18 protein-coding genes are annotated in these 20,986 nt (G+C 43.3%); 7 read left to right on the top strand and 11 right to left on the bottom strand.

The annotated features are described in order from the left end of the window. Nucleotides 1–4 precede the first annotated feature (4 nt). Nucleotides 5–712, bottom strand: a complete 708-nt coding sequence (locus tag AS141_RS23515; RefSeq protein WP_057940162.1) for a LytR/AlgR family response regulator transcription factor — start codon at nucleotides 710–712, stop codon at nucleotides 5–7. Between the two features lie 2 nt (nucleotides 713–714). Next, entirely contained in the window at nucleotides 715–1,830 is a 1,116-nt protein-coding gene (locus AS141_RS23510) for a sensor histidine kinase (RefSeq protein WP_232424996.1), read from the bottom strand. Between the two features lie 75 nt (nucleotides 1,831–1,905). Between AS141_RS23510 and AS141_RS23505 the strand changes: the two genes are divergently transcribed. The 7 genes from AS141_RS23505 (at nucleotide 1,906) to AS141_RS23475 (ending at nucleotide 11,106) form a co-directional block, all read left to right on the top strand. Further along, the gene (locus tag AS141_RS23505; protein WP_057940161.1) at nucleotides 1,906–4,308 is read left to right on the top strand and encodes a TonB-dependent receptor; all 2,403 of its coding nucleotides are present in this window, start codon (nucleotides 1,906–1,908) and stop codon (nucleotides 4,306–4,308) included. Nucleotides 4,309–4,324: 16 nt separating this feature from the next. Then, entirely contained in the window at nucleotides 4,325–5,545 is a 1,221-nt protein-coding gene (locus AS141_RS23500; protein WP_157243562.1) for a hypothetical protein, read from the top strand. Nucleotides 5,546–5,577: 32 nt separating this feature from the next. Further along, on the top strand, nucleotides 5,578–5,913 hold the full coding sequence (locus tag AS141_RS23495; protein ID WP_057940159.1) for a hypothetical protein: 336 nt from the start codon (nucleotides 5,578–5,580) through the stop codon (nucleotides 5,911–5,913). Between the two features lie 8 nt (nucleotides 5,914–5,921). Then, the gene (locus AS141_RS23490) at nucleotides 5,922–6,203 is read left to right on the top strand and encodes a hypothetical protein (protein ID WP_057940158.1); all 282 of its coding nucleotides are present in this window, start codon (nucleotides 5,922–5,924) and stop codon (nucleotides 6,201–6,203) included. A gap of 10 nt (nucleotides 6,204–6,213) precedes the next feature. Then, nucleotides 6,214–7,869, top strand: a complete 1,656-nt coding sequence (locus tag AS141_RS23485) for a PepSY-associated TM helix domain-containing protein (RefSeq protein WP_057940157.1) — start codon at nucleotides 6,214–6,216, stop codon at nucleotides 7,867–7,869. 23 nt (nucleotides 7,870–7,892) lie between these two features. Beyond that, nucleotides 7,893–10,289, top strand: a complete 2,397-nt coding sequence (locus tag AS141_RS23480) for a TonB-dependent receptor domain-containing protein (RefSeq protein WP_057940156.1) — start codon at nucleotides 7,893–7,895, stop codon at nucleotides 10,287–10,289. Between the two features lie 130 nt (nucleotides 10,290–10,419). Continuing rightward, on the top strand, nucleotides 10,420–11,106 hold the full coding sequence (locus tag AS141_RS23475; RefSeq protein WP_057940155.1) for a class I SAM-dependent methyltransferase: 687 nt from the start codon (nucleotides 10,420–10,422) through the stop codon (nucleotides 11,104–11,106). Nucleotides 11,107–11,359: 253 nt separating this feature from the next. Here AS141_RS23475 and AS141_RS23470 read toward each other — a convergent pair whose 3' ends face one another. From AS141_RS23470 to AS141_RS23430, 9 genes are all read right to left on the bottom strand, one after another. Further along, nucleotides 11,360–12,922, bottom strand: coding sequence for a TonB-dependent siderophore receptor (locus AS141_RS23470; RefSeq protein WP_157243561.1), 1,563 nt, complete (start codon nucleotides 12,920–12,922; stop codon nucleotides 11,360–11,362). Nucleotides 12,923–13,266: 344 nt separating this feature from the next. Further along, nucleotides 13,267–14,922, bottom strand: coding sequence for a S41 family peptidase (locus AS141_RS23465; RefSeq protein WP_057940153.1), 1,656 nt, complete (start codon nucleotides 14,920–14,922; stop codon nucleotides 13,267–13,269). Nucleotides 14,923–15,262: 340 nt separating this feature from the next. Further along, nucleotides 15,263–16,114, bottom strand: a complete 852-nt coding sequence (locus AS141_RS23460; protein ID WP_057940152.1) for a helix-turn-helix domain-containing protein — start codon at nucleotides 16,112–16,114, stop codon at nucleotides 15,263–15,265. A 43-nt stretch (nucleotides 16,115–16,157) separates the two neighbouring features. After that, the gene (locus AS141_RS23455) at nucleotides 16,158–16,580 is read right to left on the bottom strand and encodes a RidA family protein (protein WP_057940213.1); all 423 of its coding nucleotides are present in this window, start codon (nucleotides 16,578–16,580) and stop codon (nucleotides 16,158–16,160) included. Nucleotides 16,581–16,622: 42 nt separating this feature from the next. Then, entirely contained in the window at nucleotides 16,623–17,078 is a 456-nt protein-coding gene (locus AS141_RS23450; protein ID WP_057940151.1) for a carboxymuconolactone decarboxylase family protein, read from the bottom strand. A 67-nt stretch (nucleotides 17,079–17,145) separates the two neighbouring features. After that, nucleotides 17,146–18,060: an EamA family transporter gene (locus tag AS141_RS23445; protein ID WP_057940150.1), complete on the bottom strand. Its 915-nt coding sequence runs from the start codon at nucleotides 18,058–18,060 to the stop codon at nucleotides 17,146–17,148. Then, nucleotides 18,053–18,886, bottom strand: coding sequence for a sigma-70 family RNA polymerase sigma factor (locus AS141_RS23440; protein ID WP_198293597.1), 834 nt, complete (start codon nucleotides 18,884–18,886; stop codon nucleotides 18,053–18,055). The genes AS141_RS23445 and AS141_RS23440 overlap by 8 nt, the downstream gene beginning before the upstream one ends. A 175-nt stretch (nucleotides 18,887–19,061) precedes the next feature. Continuing rightward, nucleotides 19,062–19,712: a hypothetical protein gene (locus AS141_RS23435; RefSeq protein ID WP_057940149.1), complete on the bottom strand. Its 651-nt coding sequence runs from the start codon at nucleotides 19,710–19,712 to the stop codon at nucleotides 19,062–19,064. After that, nucleotides 19,702–20,124 (bottom strand): DoxX family protein, encoded by a 423-nt coding sequence (locus AS141_RS23430; protein WP_057940148.1) that lies wholly within the window; start codon nucleotides 20,122–20,124, stop codon nucleotides 19,702–19,704. Before AS141_RS23430 ends, AS141_RS23435 begins: the two co-directional genes overlap by 11 nt. Nucleotides 20,125–20,986 lie beyond the last annotated feature (862 nt).

Raw genomic sequence — 20,986 nt, 5'->3', positions numbered from 1 at the left:
CTACTTACTTCCTGCGTTCAATCGCGTCCATTAAGCGCTTTTTAAACACCCGGCCAATCGGGATTACATGATCTTTGGACAGGTGTATCTTGTTTTTGGAGGTTTTTATCAAGTGGTTTAGGTTGATAATAAATGATTTATGCGCCTGGATAAAATCCCCGTCCAGCTTTGCGGACCATTCCCTCAAGGGATCCAGTGTCAGATACTTCTGTGAAGCGGTGATCACTTCGGTATAGTCGCTGTCGCTGGTAATGAAAATAATGTCTTTACAATCCACTTTCACAAGATCATGGCTGCTTCGAAAGTATACCTGACCGCTTGTGACTGAGGCCTTTTCCTCACTGAAATGCTGTAGGGTGCGTGTCAGATTCAGCACTTTTTCTATCGCCTGGGTAAAGCGTTCAAAGGAAAATGGTTTGAGCAGGTAATCCACTACATTGTACTGATAGCATTCCAGTGCAAATTCGGAGTAGGCAGTGGTAAGTATGGTAAGCGGCTGATTGGCAGAGGTACGCAAAAAATCCATGCCGGACAGTAAGGGCAGGTTGATATCCAGAAAGACCAGATCCACGGGGTGGGATTCCAGATATCCCCGGGCTTCTACCGCATCGGAGAATGTTTTCTCCAGTTTCAGGAATTCGGTGTCCCCAATAAATTTCTCCAGAATGAACTGGGCAGGTGCCTGGTCTTCTATAATGATGCTTTTGAGCATGGTTACATTTTTTTCAGAGGGATCATTAAGTTGACAGTATAGAGGTTTCCATCATTTTTAATCACTAGATGATACGTTTTTTGGAATAGTAAATCCAGCCGTTTGATGACATTCTGTAACCCTATTCCCCTTGCGGTATCAGTAGACTGGTAATGGGGAGAATAGTTGTTGCAGCAATTAAAGGTTAGCGTCCCATCTTCTGTTACATGGATGGCTATGTCAATTTCGATATTTCCGGCCTGACTTCCTGTACTGTGTTTGAATGCATTTTCTACAAACACAATCAGAATCAAGGGCGGAATGAAAAATCTATCATTGGGGATTTCTTCCCTGAAGTTAATCCGCCCCCGTTTGTTCAGTTGAAGCTCAAAGAGGGCAGTGTATTTTTTTAAGTGATCAACTTCTTTGGTCAATGCCACCTGATCTTCCCTGCAGTCATACAGCATATAACGTAGCACCGTGGAAAGATCCAGGATAATGGATGGGGTTTTGGGCGAATAATCAATGGCATAGGCATAAATGCTGTTCAGGTTATTGAACAAAAAATGGGGATTGATCTGGGATTTCAAAAACTGGATCTCACTTTCCTTCATTAGGCTTTTCAGTTCTTCCACTTCGCGTTGTTTTCTGTTGAAGTCCCATGCGATCTTGAAAGCTACCATAATGATAATGATGGGCAGTGTTTCCACAATCGTGAAGGAAAGTCCCGGAAAATAGGTGCCTCTTGTGTCCGGGAAATAGATTTTTTCCAACACATATTCATCCATCAGCACAACCATTGTGATCAAAAGAGAGACAGCAAGCAGAAACAAGAACATCCGCTTTTTGTAATACAAGACTGGCAGGAGTACATAATTGATGATCATGGCTGCCACCAGGTAATTGGCAAAAAATGCAAGCTTATAGGGGGCAAACAGGTCCTGGAAATGAAATACCTCCGTCTGGTCCATGTTGAACGAAAAAAATACCAGCAACACAGCCATGACAGCAAACTGGTAGGCAAATTCCAGGGCATACACTTTTAGCGGACTTTTTCGATCATCTTTTCTTACTGGTGAAATAGTTTCAGAAAAGTTGTCAGCTTTCTTGTCGTTTGGGGGGATAAGTGAGTCGTTCACAGAATGGGTTTTGTCAACTAGCACAATATTAACAAATTTGTCATTTAGAATTAGTCTTAATAATAATAGTTCATCTTGAAACTTCTCCTGCTAATTTGTATAGGTCAGCTCTACATCTATTCAGCCTATTCCCAAGTGTCCAAATCCACACTACTGGGAACAGTTGAAAATGATCGAAACCAGTCCCTGAAGGATGTTGTAATTCATCTCAACCCTTCCAATCAGGTGGTGTTTTCTGATGAGCGCGGGAATTTTAAGTTCTCTGATCTGGAGCCGGGAAGCTATGAGCTCAATGCGACAATGTTGGGTTACCTGCCGTCCACGCAGGTAGTGACCCTGACCTCCGGAGAAAATGGACACATCAGAATACAGCTACAGGAAAGAGACGGACAACTGGATGAGGTGGTCATTACCGGGGAAAGTGAATCGACGATTATAGAGAAAAGAGGGTTTAACGTTGCTGCCATAGAAACCCAGAAAATCAAAGCCCAAAGCCTTGAATTGAATAATGTCCTGGGAAGGACAGCAGGGGTGAGGGTAAGAAAATCGGGAGGTACAGGCTCGGATTTTAATTATTCCCTTGATGGGATGTCAGGGAATGCTATCCGTTTTTTCATCGATGGAATCCCGATGGATTATTTCGGTTCATCCTATTCGATCAACAATATGCCGATTGCCCTGATAGAGCGGGTGGATATTTATAAAGGGGTTGTTCCGGTTGAGTTGGGATCCGATGCCTTGGGTGGGGCTATCAATCTGGTGACCAATCAGGACATTTCGAATTATGCCGCAGCCTCTTATTCTTTTGGCTCATTCAATACGCATCAGACCGCTTTGCACGGACAATGGAGATTTGCCTCCGGACTTACCACCCGTCTCTCTGCATTCTACACCTATTCAGACAACAACTATAAAGTATGGGGTAAGGGTGTCCACTATGCGGATGCTTCCACAGGCTATAAAGCGGTGGAGTTTACCGAAGAAAACCCTGCAGAACGCTTCAATGACGACTTTCAGACTGCCAGTGTGAAAGTGGACGTTGGGGTTACCGATAAAAAATGGGCGGATCAATTGTTCTTTTCCATGCTGGCTTCCGATCAGAAAAGGGGGGTGCAGACCGGGCAGACTATGGCTTATGTGTATGGTGAAATGCGTAACAACGAGAAGGTTATGATGCCCAGCTTATCCTATCAGAAAAATGACCTGATTGTAAAGGGTTTGGATGTCACGGGATTTGCAGCCTATTCCAAGACCGAAGGCACCTTGGTAGATACCACTACTGCCCGCTATGACTGGAGAGGAATCCAGATAGGCACGAATAGCTCAGGCGGAGAAATGGGACGTAACGGGAAATCCCACTATACCCAAAACGATCAGTCGCAGATTTATAGGTTCAATGGCACCTACCAATTGCCATCCGATTTCCGATTGGGTCTTAATTACCTTTATACAAGCACCAGTCGCACGGGTGAAGATCCTTTCACCCTGGTTTACAGGATACCTTACCTGGAGCCCCAGTCGGTTGCTTCCCATTTTGCAGGTTTGTCAATTGAAACGGTGAAATTTGACGATAGGCTGCATGCCAATGCTTTTCTAAAACACTATTCCTACATCTCATCCATCAACGATGTGGTCTATTCCACGGATTATGAAGTGGTCAATTATCAGAACGAGGTAGCCAACTGGGGAGGTGGCTTTGCTGCTTCTTACAGGATTCTGTCCAAGCTTTTGCTCAAGGCCTCGGTTGAACAGGCTACCCGGATGCCCAGCCCGACTGAAGCACTGGGAGATGGGGTAACCATTGTCAACAATCCCCTGATCAAACCGGAGCAAAGTTTCAACACCAATATAGGAGCCGTGCTGGGAAGGTACGATCTTGGAGTCCGTCATGGAATCAAAGTTGCCCTGAACACTTTTTACCGGGATATCAAAGACCAATTGTTGTTCACCATCATCAACGGTCAGGGTGAAGGCATGTACCAAAACATCAACAAGGTTACAGGTACAGGTGCCGAATTGGATATAGTCTATGACTATGACCAAAAACTGAAGGTAAACCTAAACGGTACTTACCTGGATCTGAGAAACGACCTGAGAATAGATGAAAACGGAAGAGAGAATATCCTCTACGGTGACCGACTGAGAAATACCCCTTATTTCATGGCCAATGCGGGAATGGAATACAGTATGGGGGATGTGATCCAAAATGAATCCAGACTGTTTACCTATCTGAATGCAGGTTATGTACATCAGTTCTTTTTGGGCTGGCCCAGTCTAGGAAACCAGGACAACAAGAATTTTATCCCCTCTCAACTGGTATTCGATGCAGGGATAGGGTACACATTCCCTTCACAAAATCTTACACTTGCCCTTGATGTTTCCAACATGTTCAATGAGCAGGTTTATGACAATTACCTGCTTCAAAAGCCGGGAAGAGCATTTTTCTTTAAAATTAATTACCAACTAATACAAAAATAAATTCAAGACTATGAAAATGAAGTATTTACTCAATAGGGCCATGTCTCTTATGATTTTGGTATTTGGAGGAGTTTTGGTGTCCTGCGATAGCGATGATCCTACACCGGTAGAACCGGACCCGTTAAATTCCAAATACACGGTGGGTGCCAGTGTGGATGGAGAGGGATATTACCTAACTACAGATGATATTCAGGTGGGTGATATATCTGTTGTCGGAAATGGCTTTGAAGGATGGGCCAATCTGTCGGCAAGTGTGGATGGTTTTATCTATATCCTCAATAATACAGAGGGATTGACGGAGAAATTTGAACTGACTGACAATGGTCCGGTGAAGGTTGATGCGATTTCCAATTCAGCCTTGGCACCAGAAGGTTTTTTCCGCTATATCATCAATACGGGAAATGGTGATCTGTTTTTGACTGACTTTCCCAACGAGGAAGGAAAAGCACCTTATGCCATAATTGACCTTGAGGGGTTCACTGTCGAAAGTTTTGGCTTCATGGATGTCCCTGATGTAAATGGCAAGAACGCTTTGTGGACCAATGCTGTAATTGAAGGGGATAAAATCTATGTGGGGTCCTTGTACGGAGATAGAGAAAACTGGACACAGTTAGCAGATAGCCTCATTACGCTAAAGTATGATTATCCTTCTTTGACAAATCCTGAAGTCTTGGTTTCCACAGCATCTGCTGGCACTACAGCCGGGTATAGAACCAATGGAACGTTCAAAGTGGAAAACGGAGACATCTATCAGTATAACCTGAACAGTTTTCAGTGGAACGGAAACAATGAACTGGCCGGTAAGCCTACTGTTTTTGTACGGATCAAAGACGGGGAATACGATGATTCCTATGTACTGGATGTTTCTGCTGAGTACGATGAACCCATCGCAATTTGGAATGCATGGTATGCAGGTAATAACATCGTATATGCCAACGTAGTGAAAGAGGCGGATATCCCCGCCTGGGGTGACCTGTTACAGAACACAGGAACCTTGGTCGAGATCAACCTGGCCAGCAAATCTGTAACTGAATTGAATCTTCCTAATGCAAGCTACCGTGACATCTTCTCTTTGAACTGCGTGGAAGACGGCAAATTCTATGTGCCTGTAAGTGTCACAGGAGGAGACGCCCATATCTATGAGATCACTATAGGCGGCGGACCTGATGGATTCAGAAAAGGCTCCAAACTGGATGGCAGCAATGTGTTTGTCAACGCGTTGTTTAGAAACTTCTGACATTTTTCCTTTTACCGTTTGAATTCAATAGCATGATTACCCTAGCCATCTGCCTGTCATTTATATCCATTTTCTGCCTGTATGCGATAGCACAGAAGGTGGAGATTGAGCCAAATGGCCTCATGTTGTTTTTGAAAACCAGAAAAATGCTGGCCCGTTCGCTAAGCGGGTCGGCGCTTTTATTGAGCACCCTGATTTATATCGGGCAAATGGGGTTTGCGGTCGGAATAGTTACCGGGATGATCATCTGGATGCTTCTGGCCTCTTTAATGGTTCTTTTTATACCATTCGGGAAAGTAACTTGGGCGCATTTGTCTATAGGCTTGCTGATGATTTCCGGTATAGAAATAGGCGCTCATTATTTATAATCCTATAGATGCCTGCAAACAAAAAATATCTTTCACAGTCCCCCTGGATTAAATTCGGCAAGCTATCGGCAGCTATAGTTGGCGGATTGCTTGCTTCAGTCAGTTTCCATATGGCATTGGCCATTTGGACAGACAGGACGGTAATCTTACCTACCGCTGTATATACCGCATTTATTATTTGGGTAGGCTTGATGCTAGTCTCTTATTGGGTTCCCAGAGTCTGGCAGGCCTGGGGTCTGATGGCCTTGATTGCTTTGATCAGTGCATTGGCCATTTATTTAGGCCGCTAAAATTTCGTCCATGAGCAAGCGTAATTACAATGTGTTTTTTAACACCCACACCGTAAGCGGAATAGTGATAAGTATTGGCCTGTATGTGATTTTCTTTGCTGGGGCTTTTTCACTGTTTATGGAAAGCATTGACCGGTGGGAGTCCAATGGAAAAGCCGAAGGGGTATCGGTGATGGACTATGACCAAGCCATTGTCCAGGCTACAGCTGCCGGATTTGATATGCATGGGCGATCCTTGAGTATGTATTACCATGACAACCAGGTTAATATCTATTCAGCTGCTTTGACGGACACTACCCTTAAGAAAAGCGGTCTTGATTTACTTCAGGATTCAGAGGCAAGCGGGGTTTTATACCTGCAGCTGGATGAGGCAACCTATCTCAATACAGGCACAACAAGAAGTGAGGCATCACATCATACGCTGGGAAACTTCCTTTATGAGCTTCACTTTTTCGATCAGATTCCTACTGTTGGAATCTATCTGGCAGGTATAGTATCTGTTTTCTTCCTATTTGCCACCATCACAGGAGTGATCGTTCATTGGAGAAAAATCGGATCCAACTTTTTTACGTTCCGGATTAAAGGTTCCCTTAAAAACCTCTGGACGGATGCCCATGCTGCACTGGGTGTGATAGGACTTCCTTTTCAGATCATGTACGCCATTACAGGTGCCATCTTTTGCCTGCTAATCCTATTCGCAGGTCCCTTTTCGGAAATTGTCTATCAGGGTGATGAGGCGGCTTTGTCCAATGACATCTACCCGGCTTTTATGGATGGTAACATCCCTATTGAAGGCTATATGGCAGAAGAGGTTTCCATCAATGACCTGATGAGAAAGTCTTTGGAGGAATTTGAAGAAGGGGAGGTTAAAGATGTGTATGCTGAAGTGCACAATTACCATGACCGGAATGCCCATGTGGAAATTTCAATCGGTACACACAGGAAGGACGGTTTTTTCAACTATGCCAAATTCATCTATCGGCTTGCAGACGGGGAGCTGGTAGAATATAAGCCAACCGATACTTCCCCACCTTATGCGACAGCATCCTGGGATTTTATCCATATCATCCACTTTGGGAATTTCGGGGGAGTCCTCGTGAAGATTCTCTACTTTCTTCTGGCTCTTCTGACCTGCTTTGTCATTGTCTCGGGAGTGATGGTTTGGATTACTGCACGGAGCAGTAAGGCCTATGCCCATCGGGCCCGTTTTACCCAGAATGTAGGAGCTATCTATCTGGGTTCCTGTCTGGGACTATACCCGGCTGTTGCCTTGATGTTTCTGCTGACCAAAACCTTTCCTGCAGAAATGGAACACCGGTTTGAATGGATCAGCTGGCTGTTTCTTGTTTTCTGGGTAGCCTATACTGTCTATTCATTTCTGATCAAGGATAAGTTTAAAATCAACCGTGATTCCCTGTTGATTGCTGGTTCTTTTGGTATTTTGATTCCGGTTTTTAACGGGTTTCATTCCGGCCTATGGCTCTGGAAATCCCTTTCCCTAGGGTATTCCGATTCATTTTTTGTGGATGTTACCTGGTTGCTTTGTGGCGGTCTTACTATGTTGATCGGATTGAGAGGTAGAAAGAAAGGGGATATAAAGGGTGTGTGTACTTCTCAGGTAGTAAAGCCTGCCAAATTAGCTGCAAAGGTTGAAGCTGGTTCTTAATTAGCGTTTATTGATTTTCTTTTATGACACTTAGGTTATTGACTTTTATTACGCTGTTTGTTTTCTTTCATGAAAGAGCATGTCTGGCTCAAACTACAGCCAAAACCCATCGGGGAAGAGTACTTATCAAAGGTTCGGAGGCACCATTGGAATTCGCGACAATTAAGTTTCTTTCCGCAGCTACAGGTCTTATGGAAACTGGAACCACCTCAACTAGCGAGGGCTATTTTGAGTTACAGAGCGCTTTGGATTCTGTGGTTGTGGAAATCAGTTTTATAGGTTTTACAACAGTGAAAAAGCCAATGTCATTGGTAAACGGGGGATCAGATCTCGGTATTTTTTACCTGGAGGAAGAAAGCCAGGGTTTGGATGAGGTGGTCATCCGGGCGGAAAAGTCACAAACCCAATATGAGCTTGATAAACGTATTTTCAATGTGGGGAATGATCTGGTAAGTACAGGGGCAAGTGCCTTGGATGTATTGAACAATGTGCCCTCGGTGTATGTCAACATCAAAGGTGAAATCAGCCTGAGAGGGAGTTCAGGTGTCCGTGTACTGATCAACGGGAAGCCTTCAGTACTTGCCCAAGGGAATACACTGGGGACGTTGACAGCGGATATGATAGAGCGGATAGAGGTAATTACCAATCCTTCTGCCAAATATGAAGCTGAGGGAACTTCCGGAATCATCAACATCGTCATCAAAAAAGACCAGAGACAGGGAGTCAACGGATCGGTAACCCTTAACACAGGGGTGCCAAATAACCACAGTCTTGGTTTCAGTCTGAACCGCAGGACGGAAAGACTGAATCTCTTCACGCAGATTGGAATAGGTCACAGGACTTTCCCGGAAGAATATAAGTCTGAAAACAAAGATCTGGCACAAATGACCTCCGTACTCAGTTCCGGCAAAAGTGAAATGCATGAGCGGTATTATACCATCAATCTGGGAGGGGATTACAGGGTTTCGGAGAGTGGGACACTTTCAGTTTCCGGGCGATATGCTTTCGAAGCAGAAGAGGGTGATTCCAAAACCCGTTTTAAGTCCTTAAATCCGGATGGACAACCCCTGTCCGAATGGGAGAGAACTGAGCTCACTGAGGCTCCAAATCCCAAGTGGCAGTATGAAGCTGTTTACAAGAATCTGTTCAAAAGCAAAATCTTTTCGGATTCGGATTCCAAATCCAAAGAACACAGCCTGATCGTCAGTGCCACCAGTGATTACTTTGCAAAGGACCAGGTTTCAAACTATTCCAATGATTTCATTTCAGGCGAAACGGTAACCACACAACAGGAAACACTTTCTGACAATACACAGCAGGAATACACATTTAAAGCAGACTACACCAATCCACTTTCTTCCAAAACAACCCTGGAGTCCGGTGCCCAGTATGTTCTGACTTCGGTATCCAATGATTATGCTGTAAATGATCTTATAGGCGGGGAATGGATAACTGACCTTGATCTCAGTAATTTATTTGACTACAGACAAAACGTGCTGGGAGTATATACCACGGTGTCGTATGAAGTGGATAAGGTGGGAATCAAGGGAGGACTAAGAGTGGAAAATACGACTGTGGATACTGAACTGACCACTACAGGACAGAAAAACTCCCAGGCATATACTGATTTATTTCCAAGTATTCACGGGGCATATAAGTTTCACCCGGATCTATCCCTTCAGCTGGGCTATTCACGCAGAATATTACGCCCTTCTGTCTGGGATCTGAATCCTTTTTTCAGCATTCAGAACAACTTCAATATCTATTCCGGCAATCCCGATTTACAGCCTGAATATACCGATGCGCTGGAACTGACAAGTATTTATGATTTTGGGGCATTTTCTGTGAACGGATCACTCTATTATAGATATACTACCAACGCGGTAGAAAATATAACCACGTTCAGTGAGAATGTTGCAACCACTATGCCTGCAAATATCGGAACCAGCAAGTCCGGTGGGTTGGAGTTCAATGCCAAATACATGCCCAATGACTGGCTTTCGGTCAACGGGGATTTCAATTTTGGATGGGTCCGGAAGTTCGGGACTTTTGAAGAATCAGCCTTTGATTTCAATGCCGACCAATGGACATCACGGATTACCTCAAAGTTTAACCTGCCTGCTGACTTCAGTCTTGAGCTCATCGGCCATTTTAATTCCAGACAGCAGACGCTACAGGGGACGGTTTCCCAAAATGTGTTTGCAGACCTGGGAATACGGAAGAAACTGATGAAGGGCAGGGCCATTGTAAATTTAAGTGTGCGGGATGTGTTTGCTTCCAGGATTTATGAAGTGAATACCCTGCAGCCCGGGTTCACCAATTATGCTTGGGAGAAAGATGGGAGATTTGTTACGCTGGGAGTAAGCTTCGGATTTGGCAAAGGGGAGGCAATGGAGTTTTCCGGACAGAAAGCATTTTAAATTTAGCTACTTAAAAATTTGAGATCGTGCCTGCCTGAGGAAGAAAGGCATAACTGGAAGCGTCACACACAGGGATGATTATCTACCATGCAAGATTCCATGTGACCTATAAAAATCAAATTATAAACACATGAAAAGCAGGTATACAAGGGAAATGAAAATGATCGCTTCCCAACTGAGCCATCCATCCGGTAAAAGGGGAGTGGAGCTAGGGGAGGAAATGCATGAAAAGAATTTCTTCATGATCCGAAGCACAATTGATTTGATGCAAGCCGGGGATAGGGATAGTATTTTGGAACTTGGCCATGGGAGCGGTGCACACGTACCATACCTGATGGATCAGGCAGCAGATATTCATTATATAGGTCTGGAAATATCCGGGACAATGAAGGATATGGCTGAGCAAAACAACAGCCAGACGCTGGGAGCCGCAACCAAATTTGAAATCTATGATGGATTGAATATTCTTATGGATTCGGGAACGTTCGATAAAGTGCTCACCGTGAATACCGTCTATTTTTGGTCTCATCCGGCAAGGCTGGCTGGGGAAATTTTTCGGGTTTTAAGGCCAGGTGGGAGATTGGTGATCGCATTTGCAGACAGGGCGTTCATGAAAAAACTGCCCTTTACAGACTTTGGATTTAATCTTTACGATTGTTCTGAAGTGGTCCGCCTAATGGAAACCGCGGGTTTTTCACTTGAAAGAATTACTGATCAGGAAGAGCAGGTAACTTCAGCTTTAGGAGAATCGTTGACCAGACCTTTCAGCGTTATTTCTTTCTTGAAAACCTGGCAGAATATAGAAAAAGTGGATTGAAACCAAGACAGTGGTTTATTCCGGAATGTTAAAAATCAATCCTCTGGCCGATGAATTACTTATCCCTGATTCAGTCTATATCTGTAATATGGAAAATGAATCAGCTGTAAATGAGGCCATTTTATCATTTTTATAAGAAGAGAATGCTAACCGGATGAAGATAATTGAATAAAGATCAGACTTTTTCCTCCACATAAAAAAGCTGTCCTGCTTATGTGAGCGGACAGCTTTTTTTTATTAGCCTAATTCATTCCTAAAATTTATAGGCTATACTCAGGCGTGCATTTCTGGGAGGATCAGTCTGCCAATTGTATGCATTTAGCCATGAATAATAGGATCCACTGTAAAGGTATTCGTCAAGGAGGTTGAAGACGTTCAGGTTTACTTTGAAGTTGTCTTTAGCCCAGAACAGGCCTGCGTCTAACTTGGTATAGGTTGGAAGCACTTCATTGGGGTCCGGAGAAGGATCCCAATAGGTTTCCCTTCCACCCAGTATAGTAAGCCCTGCTGAAAACCCCAATCCCTCCAAAGCCCCGCTTTGGATACTGTATCCCAGCCAGGTATTGAATGTGTTTCTGGCGTAGCCTGGAACAATGTCACCTTCCTGGACTACAGTTACATTTTCAGTTACTTTGGTCACACGCGAATCCGTAAAGGCATAATTCAAGTTCATGTTCAGCCCAGGCAGTAAACTCCCTTTAAGGTCAAACTCTATCCCTTTGGCGGTTTTCTCGCCTAATTCCACACTAAGTCCTGAATTTGGCGGACTGTTGGGGTCAGCAGTGAGTTCATTTCTCTTCAGAATTTGATAGGCTGTAAGGGTAGTGCTCCATCTGCCATTTGCCCATTGACGCTTGAGCCCGATTTCCATGTTGTTTCCCGTAATAGGTTTCACTTCCCTGCCACTGGACAACCTCCCGGACTGAGGCATAAAGGCTTGATCATATAGGGCGTAAACGGAAGTAATTGGATTTACAGATACACTCAGGCCTACTCTTGGGGTAATCTTGTTATCTGTAATGGCGGTTCCTCCATAGGCAGCTTGGGAGATTTCTGTATATCTGGCTGCCAATGTCAATCTCAATCTGTCTTCCAAAAATGCCAGCTCATCCTGGAGATAAAATGCACTGAACCTTTGATCGATTGTACCTCCTGCCGCTTGGGCACGCTGTTCAATAGGGGTGCTGAAATCGAAACTCGGATAACCGTTTACAGGGATACCATAATAGGGATTATGTACATCAAATTCTGCTCCTACAGAATCCAGTTGATGGGACTGCCCCCAGTCAGCCCAGTAGGATTTATTGGACATGTCCAGTCCAGACAATATCTTATGTCGCAATTTTCCGGTATGGAATTCCCCGTTTACAAAAACCTGTGCCATGGTCATCTTACTCAATGCATCCCAACTGGAGACTGCGCGAAGCATCGTGCCGTCAGGATTTACGGCTGCAGGCCACAAGGAAGTGCCCTGTTGCTTGAAAATCATATGGGTAGCCTGTGCGGTCAACTTCCAGTCTGGCGAAAATTCATGCTGTATGCTGCCGATCAGGGAATGGTCGTTGATTTTTGTGGCAGGCATGCCAGGGGATAAAGCAGTGAACTCAAGGGGTAAGGTGGCGAATCCCTCCGGTGAAAATACGTAATAGGATCCCACATCACTCATGTCCGCCCGTTGGTAATCATATTCAACAGTCAGCAGGGTATTGGGACGTACCCGGTAACTGATCACAGGAGCAATAACATACCTGTTATTGTATTCAAAATCCCGGTGTGATTTTTTCTGCTGGCCTGATACATTGAGCCTGTATAGCAATCTGCCGTCTTTGCTGAGTTTTCCGTCCAGGTCTACTGTAGTCCTGTAGAGATCAAAACTCCCAACAGTGAATGAAACTTCTGTGTTAGCTCTTTAATGTCCTCCTTTGATTCATTTACTCTTTTTAACCATATATTTCACGTGCCCTATTCCGGTTTTACCTAATTGTATGCACAAAGGTCGGACAGCCTGTCAGTTTCAAAAAATTGAGGCATTAAGCAGAATTTTCTAAAATCAGGATTTCCTACGGACTACCTCCCGGTTTTTGAATTCTAATATTCCATCGACTTTAACCTCGAAATCGTGCAGTAGATACTAAGGTGAGAGGGGATTTAATAGGAAACCTAGAGATTGAGATTAATAAAATCAATCGCCTTCTCAAGTATTTCATCCTTGCCAGCCGCGATTCCTTCAATAGTTGGATTTGCTTCGATGTCAATTTTTACCCCTTTTCTTTGCGTTTCAGTTCCATCAGGATAAAAAATTCCAATACCGCTGATTCCCGTTCTGTATCCATCCACCATTTTAAAGTCACTAACATTTCCATCAGCTCCTGAAGTCTGACTTCCGATGGTAGTTACATTATCCCCAGCTTGAAGGCACATGATCGTAAATTCTGCATGACTGATTGCCTTTTCGTTGGTCAGTAAGACGACTTTACCTTTATACTGTAATTGCTTACTGGAAAAACTTTTGGTTCCTTCTTTCCAAATGAATTTTCCAGGATAATTCAAATCAGGATAAGTCGATTTATAGAAAGAATTGCCAGTCGAATTAATGTATTTTGATAAAGTTTGGTAAAACGATGCACTGGGATACGTTCTGATATCGAAGATGATCGCATCGGTGTTTTTGAATTCCTCCATTATAATTTCAACATCCTTTCTGTCTATCAAGCCCGTATTTACATAGCCGATATTCCCCCCAAGAGTTTTGAATTTTTCATCTTTTTTAGGGTCAATTTTAAAGTCTGCCAGTAAATACCGTCTTATGGTTTTTGTAGAAGTCTCGTTATTACGAACATACTCGATCTCCACAGCATCTGATGCTCCATTAAAAATGGTAGAACGCCAACTGGCCTTTTTCTTTGCCAAGTTGGAGCCTGTGATATATTTCTCCTGTTCATCGAAAATGGCTTTCACCGCACGTCCATCGATTTTTGAAATCGCATCACCAATTTGCAGATTATCTACCCTAGCTAAAGAGTCATTGTAAAAATTAGTAAAAACTGCTTTATCGTCGATAATCATAAACTCCGCCGGAATTATGTAGCTCCCGATAAAATTGATCGTTTTGACATTGTAAAAGGAAGCATGACCATCATTGAGACTCACCACCAGTTCCATTGAGGCCTTGTAGAAATCCCGCTCAGTTTTAGGATGGAGAAACTTCGGGATCATCTTGTGCAAAACCCCATCCCAATCCATTTCGGTTTGGTATTTATAAGGAGAAAAGTATTCCACATAATTCCAATACCGAAAAAGTGACAACAATCTTAAGTTCTCATTACTCCAGTCAAAGTCTTTATATTCATTTTCATTGGTGATAATAATGTTTTTTGCTCTTTTGCCAGCAGTCACATAATACTTTTTGCCTTGATGGCGATTTTGCTCGATGTATCGCAGCTTTAAGGATAGGTCCGCTGTGAAAACCTGATCATTATCTATCCAGCTCAGATCGAAATTTTTATCGAAATATTCAACGTTTTGATCTGAATTACACCTTTTGCAAGCTCCAATTTGCCCCAAGCTTTCCACCCAAGTCAAATAGACCTGGGATAATTCTTCTTTAGTCTTCGAAGCTTTGACACTTGGTAATAGGGTAAAAAGCTCCTCATCCCAATTGAATTTTCCTTTTGCCACATGAGGGTGGTAATATTTTAGAAATCCCCAAATTCTGGCGGTAGAAGCGAGTTTTTCAGTTTCAGACAACGTTGATTGGGCAAAAGCTACTTGGAAACTTAGAAGTAGTGTGCAAAAAATCAGAAGAGGTTTTTTCATAGTAATTTTCTATTTCTGAAATATAGATCGGTATATTCATTCTCCTAAATTCATAGATTGATCTTAATATTTTTTAATGTTAAAGAACTCTAATTCAGGATCAAGGATGAGCTGAGCGTGAGTATGCAACAGACCCGCTAGCAAGCACGACCCTTCTCAAATCGGCCTGTAAACAGTTCTCAATTGACCCTTTTGGGGCTGCATTCTTTTTTGATGCTCCCACATGAAGAGGAACTACTGTGAAATGATGTAAATGGAGAAGTAACTGATTAAAATGATCCCCTTGCAGAACTTCCTACAATCCACTTATAGCTTTTTAAATAGGATCACTTTTCCTGATTCAACTATGCATGCCAAACTCACGGGGTGTGAGCTGTGTCCACTTCTTAAATGCTTTGGTGAAGTGGGATACATCCTGATAACCGAGCTGATAGGAGACTTCCTTTATAGGAAGTTTAGAATAGCTCAGCATAGTCTTGGCTTCTGTGATTAAATGAAATTCAATCCATTTTTTTGCCGTCCAACCGGTTTCTTCCAAAAGAATTTCGCTCAGGTACTTTGGGGTGATGTTCATGGCTGATGAGTAAAAGGAGACAGTTTTGTGGTCCGTGAAATGCTCAGCGAGCAGCGCCCTGAATGTACTGACAAATTCCGCCTTGCTAGATCGGGAAGCAGGTCTGTTTTGGTGTAGAACATGATAATATTCCTGCACCAGCATTAAGACTGAATGCAACACCCCGGGTACTGCGGCATGGTTGTATCCAACTGTCTTGAGCGTGGTAAAGAGCATGGACAAACTGAAACGCTGATCCTCATCCATCCCCATTACCTTATTGGCATCAGGGCAGAAATAATCCAGCATAGTAATTAATGAAGTGTCAAAGCCTTTCTTAAACACATCGTTGTTGAAGATAAGGGCATCAAAGGCTAGGTCTTTTGTGTTGAGCCACTGATAAGGTAGCCCAGGCCCAACGATGGCGACGCTCCCGGCTTTAATACAATAACTCTCAGAGCCTACTTTAAACGTCCCCTTTCCGCGCTGCACATAGAAGATACTTCTAAAATAGCTCCGATAAATACTTTCTGGATTTCTTAAAAATGGATTTTGATCTGTAATCAATAAAGAAGGGAATTCCTTTGTTGACCGGTTATTTTGAAAATGTTTGATTGGATCTAGGATGAAAGTGGACATATAAGTGCGTTGCTAGTGGGATGGACCTGATCGGACCTTAAACTTATTTTTGTACTGCTACTGCATCAATTTCTATCAGCATGCCTTCTAATGCAAGTCTGGGAACAGGAATCAGTGTGTTAACGGGAAAATGTGCATCTGGCCACGCCTTTTTAAATTCATCTACAATTATTCCTAGCTTTTCATGGTCGTGATCCACTACCAATGTTGTCACTTTTACTACATCCTTAAGGGAAAGCCCCTGGGGCTCTAGGGCGAGTTTAATGTTCAGCAATACCTGTTGCACCTGTGCTCTAAAATCCTCGCCTAAGGTTCCCTCCTTATCCGTTTCCCCACCCTGTCCAGCGACAAAAACAAGGGACATTCCTTCCGGAACTGTTGCTACATGGGAAAAACCATACGGGGCGGGATCAAAAAGCGTAGTGGGATTGGATAAAGTTTGGGCTGCTGTTGATTGGATTGTCATGATTAGAAAGATTAAAATGATGTATTTCATTATGGCTTAGTTTTAAAATTGTCCTATTTTATACTTACCGGGCTCAGGGCGGAACACCTGGTTGATTCTGTTCCAGCTATTGATGTGAACGACCACCGCTGTGATGGCCATAATTTCTTCTTTGTCAAAATGGGCAGCAAGTCCATCATATATTTTATCGTCCAACCCATATTTTGAAGGCTCCGTAAGTGCTTCGGCAAATGCCAAGGCGGCTCTTTCGCCTTCGGTATAATATGGACAGTCTCTCCAGCCTGGCAACGTATGGAGCCTGAGTTCCTTCTCTCCGGCGTGAGCTGCCTCCTTGTAGTGCATATCCAGGCAGAACGGGCAGCAGTTTATTTGAGATATTCTGTATTTAATCAGTTCAATAAGCTTGGGCTCTAATAGCGATTTGGCGTAATCCCCGATTGTGGATAATCCCTCATAGAATTTTGGACTTATTTCCCGAAAAAGAATTCTTGTTTGCATAACGTTTTAGTTTTATTTGATACAACTCCTGCTATGACAGCTGAAAGGGAAAAAGCGTGACAAAAATCTATTTTTCTTTAGCTGAGAAGTTAAACCGGGGCATCAGGTTTAGTAAAATAATTGCTGTAATAATCAGCATCACCCCTGCCCACTGCAACTGATCCACATTTTCATCCAATACTATGGCAGCCATACTGACCGACACCGGGATTTCTGCTGAGGTAAGTACAGCTCCGACCCCCAGACCGGTTTTTGGCATCCCCGAACTATAAAGAACTGGAGGTAAGACTGAACCAAAGAGTCCCAATACAATTCCCCAGGACGTAAAAATTCCAAAATTGAAATCCGTAATTAGCGAAGAAAAAGCAACGATTGTAATTGCTGAAAGAGATCCAATGATGATATAGAAACTTCGCGTTGGAACAGGAAGTTCAAGTGCTGTCTGATTGAATACCAGCAGAGAAATTGTCAGCAGTAGGGCGGCAAATACTCCATAAAACAGTCCCAATGGCTGAAGAGAAGTAGCTGTTTCCAACGCTCCGGTGGCCAGAACAGTCCCGAGCAGGACCAGTATACAGGAAATAATCTTCTGGTGTTCCAGCCTTCTCCTATTCTTGATGCTTTCCAGTACCACCCCCATCCAAATGCTCTGCATAAGCAACACTACACAGATGGAAACAGGGAGGTACAGGACCGACAGGTAATAAAAGAACCCGGTCAGACCCAATGTGCTTCCACCAAGAATCAGTTTCCAAAAAGAGCCTGGGTTTTGAATATATTCCAAATTGGAAGGACGGCGGTTCACTGATTTTAACAAATAAACCGTGCCCAAAACCACAAAACCAAAGAAGTACTGCGCAAAGGTAACTTCCACAGTGGTAAATCCTTCATTATAAGCAATCCGTACAAAAGTTGCCAGCAACCCATAACTTATGGCACCCAGAAGTACCTGAACCACACCAATAATCAGTTTCTTATCCATGGGGCTCCAAATGGGTGAGTTTGTCGGGATCCACAACAGTACTGATCCCTTGAATACGGTGGTCTGATCCTATCTGGAACACCTGACAGGTGGTGATCTTGTTTTTATAACAATAAACCAGCGCAGGCTGGTGATTAATCAGGGTTGCACGTACGTTGGTCTTGGCCTGGAATCTGTGATAAACCAGAATCAGGAGCTCTGCCACCTCATTTCTTCCAGTGCAGTACTTTTTCACGACATTTACTTTTTCACCGCCATCAGCGGTAAAGGCGATATTTTCTGACAATAAAGAATGCAGCCTGTCCAGGTCTTTTGTTCTTACCGCTGCAACAAAACTCTCCAGTAGCTCTGAATGCTGTTTGTTTTTGGGTGGTGTTTTTCTAGGATGATTTAACTGTTGGTGTGCTCTGCTCAGTAATTTCCGGGAGGATTCCACTCCGATTCCCAGCACTTCAGCAATGTCAGCATGTCTGTAATCAAATGCTTCTTTGAGGATAAAAACAGCTCTTTCTTTGGGATTGAGCTGTTCCAATAAGATCAGCATGGAATAGGAGACGAGTTCATTCAGTTCCAGCCCCAGATCAGACCTTTCGGTCGCAACCGGTTCGGGAAGCCAATTATCAGGTAACTGTGTGCGTCCTTTTTTCTTCTTGAGATTGATTGCCTCATTTATTACACTTCGGATGAGGTAGCTTTTCTCATTTTCAGGGTTAAATTTACCCGCAACAAACTTATAAACCACCTCCTGGACGGTGTCCTTCGCATCTTCGGCGGAACCCAGGATATTGTAGGCATAGGGGAAAAGAAACTGCTGGTAATTTATCATAATAGTACTATAAGGTAGTTTCAGTATACAGACAAACCCGATTGAAAAAGCGTGACAACAATCCGCTGTCGAAATTAACAACTGTTCCGTTATGGGCTCAAACCAGATTCCAATTGGTGGAGAGAAAACAGCCAGTATTCCATTCGATCACTTGGTTGTCATTGCTTTTGGTAGTTCACCTCTTTTCAGGAGGTATATTTTTTAGTTCTTTTCGGATAAACAGCCCATAATTCTGATAGGTAGAAAACCCGGTACCGTATTCTTCCAGTACCACTGCAAGCCCAAATTGAATACTCCCTTTATCCAGCCCTAACCGAAGATGCTGACTGCTTTTTAGATGACTGTATTTATTCCAAATGGTCTGCAGCTGGATGCGTGAATATAGGGCAAGCGTTGAGGCGATTTTGGGACGGTACTCCATTATGGTCATCAGTTCCATAGAAGGGTTTTTCCACAGGTCCACCCTAGGGAAGATAACCAAAGAGAACTCCTTATAGGCCCTCACGAACTGCCCCATGGCTGTGGGTCTCATTCCTGCAGCTGTCACATAAATCATCCCTGCACCCACACTTAAATACTTCCATACCTGATGGGTAAGGTAGATCTGAGTCATCAACTCCGGTGGAAGGCTGTTAGAATACCGTGCTGATGCCGATGAGATATTCAGCACCCCAAACCCGGTATGGTTGTCCAGGGGAGTGCCCAAAATATGTTGGTAATAGAAGCCTGCATGACCTGCCATGGGTTCAAGTTGCAACCCTTGGGGATACATCTGATGTGCGAGCAATAGTAGCGTGACTAATCCCCAGGCGTACTTAGTTTTCATTGCGTACCTTAAAGAATTTATTGTCCAATGACATACCTCCCGATCCTGCAAGTACAAAGTAGGCTGAAATCACCAAGTAGCACGATGCCAGTTCCTTTACTTCAAAAGGATCTGCCTGATGGAAAATAAAAAATGCAATAGCAAAGGTTACCAGCACTGCAGTGGAAGCTAAGCGGGTAACTAATCCTAAAAGAATCAGTAGCCCACCAAAAAATTCTGATCCCACCACCAGGCTGAGGGATAAATCGCTGCCAATCCCTAACGGGTCAGGAAAATCAATCCTGTATTCGGAGAATTTTCTTAATTTATCCTGTCCGTGATTTAGTAAAACCATTCCGAAAAAGACTCTTAGCATAGTATGGGCCAGTCTGGAATACATAGGGTTATCAATGAAAACCATCTTTTTAAACATAGTATTTGAAGTATTTCCTGCAAAGCTAATGTGGCAGTTAGTAGCTCATGTGGTAAAAAAATCGCTGATTTTGGTACATTCTTCGGTTTCACGCTAATAAAGCAATGCCCACTTGTGCATTTTGGTAAACTTTATCATTCATTGCCACTTTGGTCTGCCCCCTGTGCTCCAACTAGGTATGCAAGGAAAACAGATAGGCTTACTGCCGCTGACCCCGCTAAAAACGTTAACAGAAGAAATTTCTATTTCTATGCGCTCGGTCCTCTGCCGGTAAACTACCTTACTGCTTGTTTGCCTCCGGGTAACCACTCCAGCACTTAAGGGGTTTTATTCACGAAATGTTTGAATCCATTCGAAAACAAGAGGAGATTAGTTGAATGACCTGACTTGCTGAACTAGCCAATCGTCATATACCATTCAGTCCAAAATCTTCTTTTCTTCTGCTATACACTCACACTAGCCCCTTACTGTTCTTTTTTGATTTAGGAACGGGATTTACCGCTCCGATCTTCTCAGATCTTCCTCTAGAAAGTCCGCCAGTTGATCAATTTTGGGGTTTCTTCGTAGTATATGGACTGGAAAGTGGATTTTTAGGCTTTTAAAATGGCTGATTTACAGTGTGGAATCACTTTATTGCTGAATTGATCCTATCGGTTCGATAGCTATCGTCTTCATAAACCAGTTTTCGGGAAATATCGAACTTATGAATTACCTGCTTCTCCGGAAAACAGAACTTTGGAAACCGTGGAAGATGCCAAGATGGTATTTGAAAGGACATAAGATATTTTTCCTGGCGTTTCGAATAAAGTCAAGCGATTAGATCTAGAGATAGGTCTAAATAATTAAAGTATTGATTGTTGTG

It is taken from the genome of Algoriphagus resistens, from assembly GCF_001442615.1.
Classification (GTDB): Bacteria; Bacteroidota; Bacteroidia; order Cytophagales; family Cyclobacteriaceae; genus Algoriphagus; species Algoriphagus resistens.
Note: the sequence above shows the minus strand (reverse complement) of the source record. Positions and strands in the feature narration are given on the sequence as shown.

Bases quoted from the DNA above. Each gene is read 5' to 3' on its own strand.
- AS141_RS23515 (WP_057940162.1), bottom strand. From the start codon at position 712: ATGCTCAAAAGCATCATTATAGAAGACCAGGCACCTGCCCAGTTCATT.
- AS141_RS23500 (WP_157243562.1), top strand. From the start codon at position 4,325: ATGAAGTATTTACTCAATAGGGCCATGTCTCTTATGATTTTGGTATTT.
- AS141_RS23495 (WP_057940159.1), top strand. From the start codon at position 5,578: ATGATTACCCTAGCCATCTGCCTGTCATTTATATCCATTTTCTGCCTG.
- AS141_RS23490 (WP_057940158.1), top strand. From the start codon at position 5,922: ATGCCTGCAAACAAAAAATATCTTTCACAGTCCCCCTGGATTAAATTC.
- AS141_RS23485 (WP_057940157.1), top strand. From the start codon at position 6,214: ATGAGCAAGCGTAATTACAATGTGTTTTTTAACACCCACACCGTAAGC.
- AS141_RS23480 (WP_057940156.1), top strand. From the start codon at position 7,893: ATGACACTTAGGTTATTGACTTTTATTACGCTGTTTGTTTTCTTTCAT.
- AS141_RS23475 (WP_057940155.1), top strand. From the start codon at position 10,420: ATGAAAAGCAGGTATACAAGGGAAATGAAAATGATCGCTTCCCAACTG.
- AS141_RS23465 (WP_057940153.1), bottom strand. From the start codon at position 14,922: ATGAAAAAACCTCTTCTGATTTTTTGCACACTACTTCTAAGTTTCCAA.
- AS141_RS23460 (WP_057940152.1), bottom strand. From the start codon at position 16,114: ATGTCCACTTTCATCCTAGATCCAATCAAACATTTTCAAAATAACCGG.
- AS141_RS23455 (WP_057940213.1), bottom strand. From the start codon at position 16,580: ATGACAATCCAATCAACAGCAGCCCAAACTTTATCCAATCCCACTACG.
- AS141_RS23450 (WP_057940151.1), bottom strand. From the start codon at position 17,078: ATGCAAACAAGAATTCTTTTTCGGGAAATAAGTCCAAAATTCTATGAG.
- AS141_RS23445 (WP_057940150.1), bottom strand. From the start codon at position 18,060: ATGGATAAGAAACTGATTATTGGTGTGGTTCAGGTACTTCTGGGTGCC.
- AS141_RS23440 (WP_198293597.1), bottom strand. From the start codon at position 18,886: ATGATAAATTACCAGCAGTTTCTTTTCCCCTATGCCTACAATATCCTG.
- AS141_RS23435 (WP_057940149.1), bottom strand. From the start codon at position 19,712: ATGAAAACTAAGTACGCCTGGGGATTAGTCACGCTACTATTGCTCGCA.
- AS141_RS23430 (WP_057940148.1), bottom strand. From the start codon at position 20,124: ATGTTTAAAAAGATGGTTTTCATTGATAACCCTATGTATTCCAGACTG.